The sequence below is a fragment of the Castellaniella sp. genome (assembly GCF_049671645.1).
Taxonomy (GTDB): domain Bacteria; phylum Pseudomonadota; class Gammaproteobacteria; order Burkholderiales; family Burkholderiaceae_B; genus Castellaniella.
The window spans coordinates 90,546-104,406 of record NZ_JBATVG010000028.1; the positions used below are offsets into that span (position 1 = coordinate 90,546).

A 13,861-nucleotide genomic window follows, 5' to 3' on the forward strand; every position below is an offset into this window, starting at 1 on the left:
GGTCACACCCCCAGTTCCTGGCGTTGCCGGCGCAGGTGTTCCGGCATTTCCTTGTAGACGTCCTCGAACATGGTGGCCACGCTGGACGTGCGTCCCGTGGCCAGCGTGCCGTGGGCTTCCGCTTTTTTCTGGGCTGCGACGACTTCGGCCTCGCAGGCCTTCTGGGTATCCTGATGTTCCTGTTCGGACCAGATGCCGCGCCCGATCAGGTACTGCTTCAGGCGGTCGATCGGGTCGCCCAGGGGGAAGCGGGACCAGTCATCGGCCGGCCGGTACTTGGACGGGTCGTCGGACGTGGAGTGCGGCCCGGCGCGGTAGCTGACCCATTCGATCAGCGTGGCGCCGCAATTGCCGCGAGCGCGGTCCGCCGCCCAGCGCGAGGCGGCGTAGACCGCCAGGAAATCGTTGCCATCCACCCGCAGGGACGCCACATTGGACCCGATGCCGCGCGCCGCCAGGGTGATGCCCTCGCCGCCCGCCACCGACTGGAAGGTGGAAATGGCCCATTGATTGTTGATCACGTTCAGGATCACCGGCGCGCGGTAGACGTTGGCGAACAGCAGCGCCGTCTGGTAATCGGATTCGGCGGTAGCGCCATCGCCGATCCAGCCGCAGGCGATGCGGGTATCGCCCTTGATGGCGGACGCCATGGCCCAGCCCACGGCCTGCGGCATCTGCGTGCCCAGGTTGCCCGACAAGGTGAAGAAGCCCTTTTCCGGCACGGAATACAACACCGGCAACTGGCGGCCTTTCAGCGGATCTTTGTCGTTCGAAAAGATCTGGCACATCATGTCGAACAGCGGGTAGTCCTGGGCGATCAGCAGCCCCTGCTGGCGGTAGGACGGGAAATGCATGTCGCCGTCCCGCAGCGCCAGCGACTGGCCGATGGCGATGGCCTCCTCTCCCAGGCACTGCATGTAGAAGGAGGTCTTCTTCTGGCGTTGAGCGATGACCATGCGGGCATCGAAGACGCGCGTCTTGATCATCGCCTGCATGCCCCGGCGCAGGATGGCATCGTCGGGCAGGTCTTCGGCCCAGGGGCCGACCGCCTGGCCGTCATCGTCCAGCACCCGGATCAGGCCCAGGGCCAGATCGCGCGTATCGTAGGGAATGGTATCGACGGGAGGTTTGCGGGCGGCGCCAGCCGGCTGCAGCCGCAGATAGGAAAAATCGGTCGCTTGACCGGGACGCCCCGAGGGTTCGGGGACATAGAACTTCAGCGGTGTCTGTGTCATGGTCGCAGAAATCTTTTGGATTTGCCATTAACCCGTTGGCGGGCAATAGTCGTCTTGTGGACGGCTGCCGCATCATCGCCGATCCTGCCCTGCTGCGCAAGATCGCGTAAACCATTACGGGCGCCGTCCGTGCCAATACCGACGAGACGACTCAAGAACACTGTACAACGACAGACCGGTGCTGCGCGACTGGGCATTTACCCCGCCCTGCCAGTCCGTGCGCCAGATCGTCGCGCCGGACCGGCGCCAGCGATCCAGGACAGCGCCGTTCGGGTGGCCGTGACGGTTCCAGCGGCCCACCTGCACGATGACGTGCCGGGCGGCAGCCGCCTGGACGAAAGGCGCCGACGACGAGGTGCGCGAGCCATGATGCGCGGCCACCACAATATCGGCGGGGGTCAGGCCGCGCCGGACCAGGGACGCTTCGGTGCGGGCCCCGATGTCGCCGGTCAGCAGCAGGCTGTGATACTGGCCGCGCACCCGCAACACGCAGCTGCCGGCATTGGCCTGGACGCCCTTGCGCTCGGGGCGCGCGTCCAGGGGCCATAGAAATTCAAAGCTGACGCCGTCGATCCGCCAGCGCCCTCCGAACCGGCAAGGGCTGGCGGCCAGCGGGCGCGAGGCGGGCCGGCCAGTATTCCGCCAGCAGCCGGCCGCGCCAGGGCAGGCGACACCACAGCCAACGCATGGCCAGGGCCGCGACACTGGCCAGCATCGTGATATGGGATCCGGAGATAGAGACCAGGTGCGTCAGGCCGGTGCGGTTGAAGATGCGCCAGTCGGCATCATCTGTGGCTGTACAAGTAAGTCGTGAAGTACCCACCTTTACACAACTAGTCGTGAAGTAACCACGGTTTATATGCGGGCCTTAAGTCGTGAAGAAAACACACATTAAATAGATTTTTCAGCCACTTACATGAACTTTTTACATCCCCTACCCCGCGACAACATCTGCCCGTTATCCAGTTACCACTCACTCGTCCGTCCCGCATTTCATCTCTCACTTCCGACCAAACGCTGAAAACGGCCCCAAAAGGCCGTTTTGCACAAGTAGTCGTGGAGCGGAAATGCACTTCGCACAAGTAGTCGTGAAGTGCTGAAAACGACAACGCCTCGCGTAAATCTGCCCAATTCAGAGGCAATTACGCGAGGCGTAAGAACTGACGAGGGGAAAAAGCGGCCTTAACTAGCAGCAGGAGACTCTGGAAACGCGGCCCCAAAGTCCAAAAAACACCACCAAGCCATCACCCGCAAAAACCCCCTTTGAAGGGGTGCGACAGACGATTTCTTCACCGCCTACTTCCCTCGTATAGCTACCGAGATACGCCAAGAGCCCCTGCTCGCCAAGCGTGCAAGAGACAGACCATCGGTCTGCAAAGACCCCAAAGCATCGTCTCTGCCGCTAGGTGAGGCCCTCTCTCAAAAGGCTAAAGGGCAGCTTATCCACATGCCTAGTAAGGTTTTTCTAGGATTTTGTAACCTTCTGAAAACAGTTATATTGTGATAACTCTCCCGGGGTCTCTCCGTGCAGTGCTTTTGTCTATTTGTTGTGATTTTTCTATTGAAGTAATTTTATCAATAGATAATAACTAAGCATGCCGACTCCAGAAAAATAACCGTCGGAATACAGACAGCATGATTCAAGAGCTTTTGGTCGAACTTGGAGCTTGGGCAGTCAAAGGCCTACTGGTATTTGCAGCCTATATCCCTCATTTTCTGGGTATCCTATCCCTACTCTCCGTACTCTTCTTCCTGTGGGCACTGGTCTACCGGGTTCGCTTGGGCAGCATGCTAAAAAAATTACGTGCAATAAACCCCAAGACTAGTCGAGAGGCAATACAGGCAATCTTTCCTACGAAGCACCTGCGCCATTTATGGAAAGAATACGACGAGACCCTTCACGCACAATACGAGGAGCAAGACGGACAACGACAGGTATCCGCGATACGCTCTACCACCCCGGCTGAGATGTATTTCAACGACCAATATGTGGTCGATAGTTACCTAGGAACGGAGTTTTTCAAGCATCTACCTGGCATCTTCACAGGGCTTGGCATCGTCGGTACCTTCGGGGGCATCATTGAGGGTTTGGAACAGTTTCAGGTGACTGAAAACGCTGAGACCGTACGCCAAAGCCTTGAGTCGCTCATGCACTCAGTGGGACACGCATTTCTGCTTTCAGGCAGTGCTATTGCACTAGCGATGGTCTACACCATCATTGAAAAAGCAATTCTAGCGTCGCTCTATCGAAAGACCGAAGCTATCTCCCACGTGATCGATTCACACTTTGAATCTGGTGCGGGCGAAGAATACCTATCTCGGCTGGTCAACGCATCCGAAGCATCTGCCAGCCAAGCAAAAATTCTGAAAGACTCACTCGTCAATGACCTGAAGCAGGTACTGCAAGAACTCACCCAGTCGCAAATTGAAGCCGGGAGGACTCTCCATAACCAACAGCTCGCGGCCACAAAAGAAGGCAATCAATCGCTCGGAGAGGTCATTTCTACCAGCATAGAAAAAAGCCTGAAAGCCCCGCTGGATGAAATTGCTGCCTCTGTTAAGAGCGCCTCTGGCGACCAGAGTAAGGCAGCCATCGACATGCTCAACGATGTCATGGTTCATTTCAGCCAACGCCTAAACGACCTTTTCGGTGGCCAAATCAATAACATCAACGAGCTGAACAAGCAGACGGCGCAGAGCATGCAAGATGCTGTGGCTTCTCTAAATACTCTGCTCGGGAATCTCGAAAATAGCGGCAAACGCGCCACCGACGAGATGGCCACGAAGATGGCTGCGGCAATTCAGTCGATGGAAGAACGGCAAGCAAGCATCAACGCACAGACCCAAGAGTTTGTAGGCCAAATTCGTGAGTTGGTAGAGAGTTCCCAAACGGAAACCCAGCACAAGCTCCAGAGCACATTGGAAACTATCGGGGAACAGATGACTTCCATCCTGGGGACGCTCAGTACATCCCAGGCCCAAGCCTTTGCCAACAATCAGGCCCGTGAGCAAGAGATGGCAGACCGCGCATCAAGCGCCGTGAACCAAATGACGAGTAGCGTCGAAGCCGCCATACAGGAAATCAGCACTGCGTCCAAGGCAATGAGTCAGAGCGTTGCTGCACTATCTTCAGCTACCACATCTTCCGTAGATAAGATGAACGCCGGCGCCGAGCGCCTTGGAGTAGCCGCGTCATCATTTGCTGCTGCAGGCGAGCGTGTCACCGGAGTCATGGCCCAAGTCACAGAGACTAGCAACAAATTGGCCGAGGCTTCCGGTTCCCTCACTGCAAGTTCAAGCTCGCTGCAAGAAGCGCTGCGGGACTACAGGACCCAACGCGAAACACTGGCAAGCCTCCTATCCGAGGTACGAGAAACCATTGAGCTTGCCCGCAAAGAAGCCAGCATCACAGCTGATGCCTTGCACCGCATTGAGGCCTCAACAACTAAGCTTGCCACGGCCCAAAAAGCTGCAGACGAGTACTTGGACGGAGTCAATCAAGTTCTGGAACAATCCTCAGACTCCTTCAGGGAAGCCGTGGTATCGACCTTGGCTAAGGTCAATAACAAATTCCACGACGAACTCGGCTCTGCAGTTGGATTACTCGCGGGAGCCATTCAGGAACTCGAGAGCAGCCTAGGCACCATTGCTGCTCCCGATAGGCGATAAACCATGCTCGGAGCAAGAATCGTCGTAAAGCGCGGTGCCAAAGATGAGGCGGAGAAACCGTTCTGGATTTCTTTCGCTGACCTGATGACTGCCCTGATGGTGTTGTTTTTGGTGGTCATGGGAGTTGCACTGCTGGCTGTCACCAAGACGGTCTCCGAGCATGACCGGAAGGTGGCGGAGCGCCAGAAGAATATTGAACTGATTCTTCAACGCTTTGAGGATGCAGCAAAAAAATACGATGGCATCTCTGTCCATAAGAACCGCCAGGTTATCGACTTTGGTCAGCGGGCGCGTTTCGCGTTTGGCGACTGGAGGCTTAATGCACAGCAGGAGCAAGTGCTGCGTCAATTCGTTCCGGAAATTCTGACGCTGGCCAATGATGACCTTGGGAAAAGTGTACTCAAGCGAATCGTCATAGAGGGCTACACCGACAAAAAGGGTTCCTACCTAGCTAATCTGAACCTAAGCCTCCAGCGAAGCCAAAAGGTGCTGTGCACAATGTTTGCCACCACCGGGCCCAACTTGCTGGATGACTCTCAAAAATCTGACGTCAGAAACTTATTTTTCGTTGGTGGGTATTCCTTCAATGCTGCTAAGGAGAGCGATGAAGAAAGCCGGCGAGTCGAAATGCGCCTTGAGTTCCTAGGTGTTGATGAAAAGCGTAGTGCCTCGCCAGTCGATATGGATAACAACTTTGGGGACTGTGCTCTGCGATGACTACCGCCCTCCAACTTCTGGCAAACAAGCTGCACAGCAGTTTTGACATCAAAACTAGACTGGCCACGGGCGAAAGCAGTCTTGATAAGCATTTAGCAGCACTGCAACAGCATATCCGTGCAGGTTCAAGCCCGTATGAACCGGAAGACCTCCAGGCCAAGGCTGTACGCAAATTTTGGGAGGCACACAGCGTCGATAACCTAAAGGATGCCAGGCTCGTTTCCTTCGGGATGTGCTTACCCAACCGCCCCGGGGGACCCTGCATCATGGAGGATGGGGAACGGTTTCAGGCCATCCTAAGCAGCGACACAGGCGTTGAACAATGGGTGGATGAGCCCAGATGGTTCCGTCGCTGCTATCAAGGTCTGGTTCGCAGCTATTTCAGTTACGACAACTCTAAGGGAAACGTCGCACCGGAAGAAGGCCGCAGGAATTGGCGAAAGCTGCGGGACTACTTGCACGATAGGTCTCCAAAAATTGTCGACACCAAACGGCAGAATCCGGACTGGGTCATCACCACCAACGAAAACAAAAACCTGTTCTCACAGAACCCTTGCACACCTTATGCCGAATCGATGCTCGCCGGAGACACGTCCACCGTCGAGCGCATCCAAGAGCAGCTCGGCATCACAGACAACTCTTGGTTCACTAGCGCATTGATTCATTCCCAAGTTCGTCACGCAATTTCGTTGCCGCCTGAAGAATTTAAAGCCCTGATTCCAAACCTCCTTACTATGCTGACCAACTTGGCGCAGCATGGGGTAAAAATCAGGAATCAAAGCTTAACGCTCATCCTCGACACATACACTCAAACTCCCTCACCCGTCATTCACGAGAGGCTACGAGACACCGCCGTCGAATGGTGGGGAAATCCGTGGCTTCCCTCCACGGCCGCGCAATGGGGTGGCGTCACAGATAAAGCCAGAGAAATGGTTGCAGAATGGCTTCGCGGCGAGTTCATCGAGGCATTCTTCACCACGCTTGCAGAAGACGGCGTTGGTGACCGTCGACGAGCCAATTTCTGGCTGCGCTATGTAAAGTCCATGACGAATGTCCAGTTCGCACTGGGCTCACATGCATTGAACTCGCCTAATCGCGACTTCGCAGTCTTATTGAGAAAGATGAAGGGGCTGCACACGGAGCTAAAGGACACTAACAGTGCGAACAACGCGTTCATCATGACGCTAGGGAACCTAGTTGCCGTAGAGTTCAGTGCCATGGGGAATGCGCTATATGGGTACGAGAAAGATACGCTGCCATTTGTCTTCGATTCAGCGGAGCCCCTACGCCTCTCAAGCCGTGCGAGCAATTCACTAAAGAACAAGAATCAAAGCGTGCTTTGGCTGCAGCACCAAGACAACATTCATGGATGGCAGCGATGGGAAGATATGTTCGAGGCGACGCTGAAGAAGAACTTCAATCTTCTTCCGGACATTGCCCTCAATCAGACCGCACATGCTGCCGCGCCAACAAAATCGACACCCGCCACACTCAGCGAGAAATACGGAAGCTTTGCCCCTTACAAGCTTAAGGCTTTGTCAAAATTCAGACGTTTTGATATTGCTGACCGCCAAAGCAAGGGTGGCAACATATGGGCGTATACAGACAGCAACGACCCTGAACTAATACAGCTCTTTCAAGACTGGGGCTTCCAGTACAAGGCTGGGAAAGGTTGGTGGAAATAAGGTAGACCCATGGCATTCAAGTTCTTCAAGAAAGCAAGCCACTCTTCGAGAGTCTGGCGACAGACCCTATCATCCAAGGGAATCCTGATTCACCAGACTCAGGGCGGGAAGCCGTTGGAATCGCCCCTACTAGTGGGTTACTTGGCGCAACTCATTGACGATGGCTTGGCGACGGAAGCAGAACAAAGCGTAGAGATTCCATGGGACGCTGCCTTTACTGCATTGGAGCGTCCTGATTACGCTGAACTGGCTGACGTATTGAGGCTCCCGCCTTTCACCACGAAGCGCCCCATACTGCAAAGCCGTAACGCCCTAACAGACGAAGATTTCTCCATCCTTTTAGCTGGCTGGCAAGATGAAAGTGGACGGACCCATGACATCAAGGTAGATGGCCCCGTCCTTTCTGGCACCGACGGCGATGAACTCGTAAAACCAGAGCACTGGCAGGTCATTAAGGAAGTCATTGTCTTTTCTCGCCGTCCCCCCGAAGCCCGCAATGACACTGGGCATCGTCAGGCGTGGGGACGGATTCGAGCTCTGGCGTTGGCTGCTGATGCCCGGCTTGATGACTTTCTTCGCCGCTCCGTGGTACTCACGCCCGAGCGGCTAAATATTGGGCTCCGAAAAACGGTTATCGCAGAGGATAACGTCATTGAAATCGCCCCTTCCTTTGAGGGCGCGCCAGAAGACTGGCTGGAACGATTTGACGCTCACCGGACCGTCCCTGACCGCTACGACATAACGACCTCCGACGGCATCCTTCAGGTTCTGATTACTCCGCAGGTCAAGACAGTCCTGCAGGAGATTAAACGGCTACCCCTTCGACGCGTCTCGGGGTCTCGGGCCCAGGCATTTGCTCTCAATCCTTACGCCACACTGGGGCAGGATGCCCAAGACGTCATAGACGAAGAGCAATTCGAACAAGCCAGAGAACAGGCGGGTCTCCTATACGAGCGGTTCACCCCACAGATTGAGCTAGACTCCACCGGTTATCCCAATAAGGTCAGCCTGCTGATAGAGTCTGTCAGTGCGGAAGGCCCTTGTTCATCCGAAAGTATTGAACTCAATGACGACGCGCTCGCTGAATTTACTGCTCGACTGAAGGCTGCTCTCGCCAAAAACTTTCAGCTACTTGGCTGGCGCGGCTATGACCTCGAGCTACTTGGCGAAGCTCCAGACTACCTTGCTCAACTCCAAGCGGCCTTGCAGCAGCGCCAGCAAGGCTACTCTCTGGTCACCTACGACCAAGTCCATGACCTCAGTGCATACTCTTCTCGCATTGAAGGGATAGGGTTTGAGAAGCCATACTACTCTCCCTACATCGCGAAAAAGAACGATGGCGGCTGGGTTCCGGACAACATTTTGGTCATCATTGCCTCCGGGCCTGATGACGAAGGCGGTGTGGAAGGGATACCTGCTACCAAGGAGACTCTCGAGACACTACAAAGAGCAATATCTCAAGCTGAGGCCAAAGGGAGCACCTCCGTCAAGATTCCTGGCCTTTCGAAGGACATACCCCTGGCCGAGGCTCGTGACATCCTCGCAACCATTAAAGGGGCTTTAGAGGATATCAGGCAGGGCAAGAACCCAACCGAGCGTTCAAAGAGAACAGGGCCGCCTGCAGCGCCACGCAAGACGCTCATACTGCGCCCCAATATTGAGGCCGTAGACTACGAAGAGGCGCGGCGAGAAGCTCTGCTCGCGCTACCTACAGCCGCGGAGCTACCGCGCTCCCTTAACCCAAGCCTGCCACTACTGCCGCACCAGCAGCACGGTCTCGTTTGGCTTCAGCATTTGTACAAATCTCGCACAGACCATGAGGTTCGCGGCGCCATCCTGGCCGATGACATGGGTCTCGGGAAGACATTACAACTTCTATCCTTGATGGCCTGGCTTGTCGAGCGCAACCCAAACGTCGACCCGATATTGGTCGTAGCTCCAGTATCACTGCTCGAAAACTGGGCCGAAGAAGCCGACAAGTTCATACAGCCAGGCACCTTGCCGATTCTGACAGCTTACGGTGACTCACTGGCAGGCCTGCGTGTGCCCCGAGAGGATATCGAAGAACGATTGCAAGCAGAAGATGGCTTGGTTCGATTCCTCAAACCAGGCTGGGTTGGTTCCGCCAAGGTGGTTCTGACCACCTACGAAACGCTCCGGGACCTCGAATTCTCGTTTGCGGCGGAACACTGGTCTCTCATGGTCTGCGACGAGGCACAACGCATCAAGAACCCAGCCGCAATGGTTACTCGGGCTGCCAAGAAACAAAACGTCGATTTCAAGATTGCCTGCACAGGGACTCCGGTAGAGAACACTCTGACTGACCTGTGGTGTCTATTCGATTTTGTTCAGCCAGGCTTACTCGGAGCCTTGAACGACTTTGGGACTCGGTATCAAAAGCCAATCGAAATTGATGCAAAGGACGATGAGGGACAAGCACGTGTCGAAGAGCTGAGAGCCCGAGTCAAGCCCCAGATTCTGCGGCGGACAAAGGCAGAAGTCGCCAAAGACCTACCTCAGAAAATCATCGTAGAGGAATGTCGACATCTTCCGCTGTCGCAAGAGCAGCGCAAGCTCTATGCCTCGGCCATCGAGGGCTTCAAGACAAGGAAGGACAGCGGCTCAGTCACTCCTTTTAAGAATACGCTGGGGCTTCTGCAATACCTGAGGCTCATCTGCACAGACCCACGCCGCTACGGTCTAACAGCTGCCAACCCAGAACCCCTGAAGCAGTACCGGGATAAAGCTCCTAAGCTGAACTGGCTGCTTGAGCAGTTGGAATCCATCAGAGGGAAAGATGAAAAGGTCATCGTCTTCTGTGAGTTTCGTAATATTCAACGCCTGTTGAAATACTACATTGAGGAAACATTCAAGATTTCTCCGCCTATCATCAACGGTGACACTAGCGCCACTACGGGCCGGGCAGATAGTCGCCAGCGGCAGATTAAACGGTTCCAAGAGGCACCAGGCTTCGGGGTCATCATCCTATCTCCAGTTGCCGTCGGCTTTGGCGTAAATATCCAGGCAGCCAATCACGTTGTCCATTACACCAGAACGTGGAACCCAGCCAAAGAGGACCAAGCTACAGACCGAGCTTACCGCATTGGGCAAAAAAAGGACGTGTACGTCTACTATCCAGTCGTACGGGCTGACGACTTCTCAACATTTGACATCAGGCTAGACCAGCTTTTGACGCGTAAACGGGAACTGGCCGGTGACATGCTAAATGGTTCTGGGGACGTCCGTCCTGGCGATTTTGACGTCGATGATGTGGTTCCGCCCGCAGCTAGAGAGGACCTCAACGAGAGCATCACCTTAAGCCACGCACTCAGTATGGAGCCGCGTCACTTTGAAGGGCTCATGGCTGTCCTCTGGAGCAAGCAAGGATATAAATGCTATTGCACTCCTCAGTCCGGAGACCATGGAGTGGACGTCGTAGCAACTCACGCTGGAAAGGGCGTACTCATCCAAGCAAAAACGTCAACCACAGAAGGCAAGACACTTGGCTGGGACGCGGTTAAGGAAGTAGTTGCGGGTGAAGCTTTCTATCAACGGAAGCACCAAAGCGTAGACTTCCAAAAGGCCTGCGTCACCAACCAATTCTTCAACGGTCAGGCATATGAACAGGCCGCACTTAATGACGTTCTGCTCATAGACCAAACCGAGTTGGCGAACCTGTTATTGCAATATCCGACGACGATGCTCGAACTCGATAAAATGCTTTATACAGAGTGGAGATGAATCGATAAAGGGTCGCCAGCAATTCACTACGGGCGCCGTCCGTGCCAATAACGACGGGACGACTCAAGAACACTGTACAACGACAGGCCGGTGCCGCGCGACTGGGCATTTACCCCGCCCTGCCAGTCCGTGCGCCAGATCGTCGCGCCGGACCGGCGCCAGCGGTCCAGCACGGTCCCGTCAGGATGGCCGTGGCGGTTCCAGCGGCCCACCTGCACGATGACGTGCCGGGCGGCCACGGCCTGGACGAAGGGCGCCGACGAAGAGGTGCGCGAACCGTGATGCGCGGCCACCACGACGTCGGCGGAGGTCAGGCCGCGCCGCACCAGGGCCGCCTCGGTGCGGGCTTCGATGTCGCCGGTCAGCAGCAGGCTGTGATACTGGCCGCGCACCCGCAGCACGCAGCTGCCGGCATTGGCCTGGGCGCCCTTGCGCTCGCGGCGCACGTCCAGGGGCCAGAGAAATTCGAAACTGACGCCGTCGATCCGCCAGCGCCCGCCGAACCGGCAGGGGCTGGCGGCCAGCGGGCGCGAGGCGGGCGGCGCCTGCAGCAGCCGGGATTCCCGGTCCAGCCAGCGGTCCAGGTCGAAGGAACTGAAAGCCTGCTCCACCCGCACGGCTTCCAGGATGCTGCGCGCGCCGCCCGCATGATCCAGGTCGGCATGGGACAGGATCAGGGCGTCCAGGCGCCGCACCCCCAGCGCCCGCAGGGCGGGCGCGACCGTCCGGGCGCCCTCGTCCGCATCCCGCGCATGGCGAGCCCCGGCGTCGAAGACGATATCGTGCCCAGCGGTGCGCAACAGCAAAGCGCTGCCCTGCCCCACGTCCAGAGCATGCAGGTCCCATTCGCCCTCGCCCGGACGCGGCGGCGTCCACAATGCCATGGGCAGCAGGGCCAGCCAGGCCCAGCGGCGCCGGCGCCACAGCATTGCGGCCGCCTGGCGGCCGCGCGACGCCCATGCCGCTTGCGCTCGACCGGACCCGGCGGAAACGGGGAAAGGCGTACACCGGGCAACGCCGCGGCCCGGAGTGCCGGACGCCTCGAACCCCGCGCCTGAACGACGACAACCCAGCCGGGCGCCATCCGGCCACAAGGCGCAGGCCGCCCCGGCCGCCGCCAGCAGGTACAGCCAGGCGGGGCCAGCCGCCACCGGCCAGGTCGGCAAACCGGCCAGCCATTCGGTTGGCTGCATCATCAGCGCCAGCACGCCGTGGGCCAGCCATGCCAGGCCGGCGGCGGCCCAGTCCAGGCCCGACGCCAGGGACACGGCCGCCAGCATCAGCGAAAGCGGCGTGACGCACAGTTCGATCAGGGGAATGGCGTAGGCATTGGCCGCCGGGGACACCAGGGACACCTCGTGGAACACCCAGGCCAGCGCGGGCACCAGCGCCAGGGTGATGGCCCACTGCAGGCGCGCCGCCAGTTTCAGGCCCCGCAGCCAGCGACCTGTGCGCGACACAGAGCCCGAAGCTGGCTGCGTCTGCTGAGACGCACCATGCCCCACCGCCAGCAGCACCGCCACGGCGGCGAACGACAGCCAGAAACCGCTGGCCAGCAGGGACCAGGGGTCCAGCGCCACGACGACGGCGGCGGCCAGCGCCAGCACCCGGGAACCGCTCAAGCGCAGCTGTAGGGCCTGGGCGCCCGCCACCACCGCCAGCATCATGAAGGTGCGGCGGGCGGGCACGCCCCAGCCCGCCAGCAGGCAATACAGCCAGGCCGTGATCAGGGCGGCGCAGGCGGCCGCCCGCCGGGCCGGCCAGTATTCGGCCAGCACGCGGCCGCGCCAGGACAGGCGGCACCACAGCCAGCGCGCGGCCAGCGCCGCCACACCCGCCAGCATCGTGATGTGGGACCCGGAGATCGACACGAGGTGCGTCAGGCCGGTACGGTTGAAGATGCGCCAGTCGGCATCGTCCATCCCATCCTGATCGCCGATGGCCAGGGCCCGCAGCACGGCGCCGTAGCGCGTGCCGTCCAGATGCGGGGCCATGGCCTGGCGGATCCGGTGCCGCGCCCGGTCGGCCACGACGGAGATGCCGTGCCAGTCTTCGTCCCGCAGGTGTTCCGGCGCGCCGCGCACCGTGCCTGTCGCCCGGATGCCGGCGGCGAACGCATGGCCCTCGTAATCGAAGGCGGCGGCGTTTCGCGCCGCCTGGACGGGCCTCAGGACCAGCGCCATGCGCCACACGTGGCCCGCCCGCACGACCGGAAACGGCGGGTCGGCGGGCCGCGCCGCCGCATAAGGGCTGCGCCAGCCCGACGCCGGCCAGTTGACCAGGATCCGTCGCGGCACCCCCGCCGGGTGCGAATCCAGCACGTCCGCCTCGAAGCGGATCCGGTCCGGCTGCAGGCGCGGCAGACCCTGGACGCGCAGCGTGACCCGCGACACCCGGTCCACATTGCCGTCCTCCAGGACCTGGGCGAGCCGCTGCTGCGCCTGGAAGACGGTGACTGAAAAAGCCAGGCTGGCGGCCAGCAGCCACAGCGCCAGGATGCATGATGCGCGGACCAAAACCGGCGCCCGGCCCGACAACGAACCGCCTTCCCGCGATGAGCAGCCTCCTTGCGGCGAACCGCCTTCCCGCACGGAATCGCCTTCCCGGGAAGAGGCATCATCCGCAGGCAGGACGCCCACCTCACGAAAGCCGACCCGACACCTCAGAAATCCAGCCAGACCCAGCATGACGGCCGGGATCAGCACCACGGTTGCCGTCCAGGGCCATGCCGGCAGCTCGGGCAACTGATGCGCGCCCCCGGCCCCCAACAGTCCCGCCACCACCGCCAGCCGCCCGATCATGCCCCACCCCTGA

General features: G+C 58.6%; 7 protein-coding genes and 1 pseudogene. 4 read left to right on the plus strand and 4 right to left on the minus strand.

Going from position 1 to position 13,861, the window contains the following annotated elements:
• Positions 1 to 2 precede the first annotated feature (2 nt).
• The 3 genes and pseudogenes from WBG56_RS15840 to WBG56_RS15850 form a co-directional block, all read right to left on the minus strand.
• Positions 3 to 1,235, minus strand: coding sequence for a 3-methyl-2-oxobutanoate dehydrogenase (2-methylpropanoyl-transferring) subunit alpha (locus WBG56_RS15840; RefSeq protein ID WP_424270064.1), 1,233 nt, complete (start codon positions 1,233 to 1,235; stop codon positions 3 to 5).
• 114 nt (positions 1,236 to 1,349) lie between these two features.
• Positions 1,350 to 1,940 carry a ComEC/Rec2 family competence protein gene (locus WBG56_RS15845; protein ID WP_424270116.1) on the minus strand — a complete coding sequence of 197 codons (591 nt, stop codon included), beginning with the start codon at positions 1,938 to 1,940 and terminating at the stop codon, positions 1,350 to 1,352.
• Between the two features lie 4 nt (positions 1,941 to 1,944).
• Positions 1,945 to 2,058, minus strand: a pseudogene (locus tag WBG56_RS15850) (ComEC/Rec2 family competence protein); the annotation flags it as partial.
• Positions 2,059 to 2,870: 812 nt separating this feature from the next.
• Here WBG56_RS15850 and zorA point away from each other — a divergent pair.
• The 4 genes from zorA to WBG56_RS15870 are packed head-to-tail and all read left to right on the plus strand — an operon-like array spanning position 2,871 to position 11,047.
• A complete protein-coding gene (gene zorA, locus WBG56_RS15855) occupies positions 2,871 to 4,904 on the plus strand; it encodes an anti-phage ZorAB system protein ZorA (RefSeq protein WP_424270066.1) in 2,034 nt (677 codons plus the stop codon).
• A gap of 3 nt (positions 4,905 to 4,907) precedes the next feature.
• Positions 4,908 to 5,621, plus strand: coding sequence for an OmpA family protein (locus WBG56_RS15860; protein WP_424270068.1), 714 nt, complete (start codon positions 4,908 to 4,910; stop codon positions 5,619 to 5,621).
• Entirely contained in the window at positions 5,618 to 7,306 is a 1,689-nt protein-coding gene (locus WBG56_RS15865; RefSeq protein WP_424270070.1) for an EH signature domain-containing protein, read from the plus strand. The genes WBG56_RS15860 and WBG56_RS15865 overlap by 4 nt, the downstream gene beginning before the upstream one ends.
• Positions 7,307 to 7,315: 9 nt before the next feature.
• Positions 7,316 to 11,047, plus strand: coding sequence for an SNF2-related protein (locus WBG56_RS15870; RefSeq protein ID WP_424270072.1), 3,732 nt, complete (start codon positions 7,316 to 7,318; stop codon positions 11,045 to 11,047).
• A 26-nt stretch (positions 11,048 to 11,073) separates the two neighbouring features.
• Here the strand turns inward: WBG56_RS15870 and WBG56_RS15875 are convergent, their stop codons facing one another.
• Positions 11,074 to 13,848 carry a ComEC/Rec2 family competence protein gene (locus WBG56_RS15875; protein WP_424270074.1) on the minus strand — a complete coding sequence of 925 codons (2,775 nt, stop codon included), beginning with the start codon at positions 13,846 to 13,848 and terminating at the stop codon, positions 11,074 to 11,076.
• Positions 13,849 to 13,861: the final 13 nt, after the last annotated feature.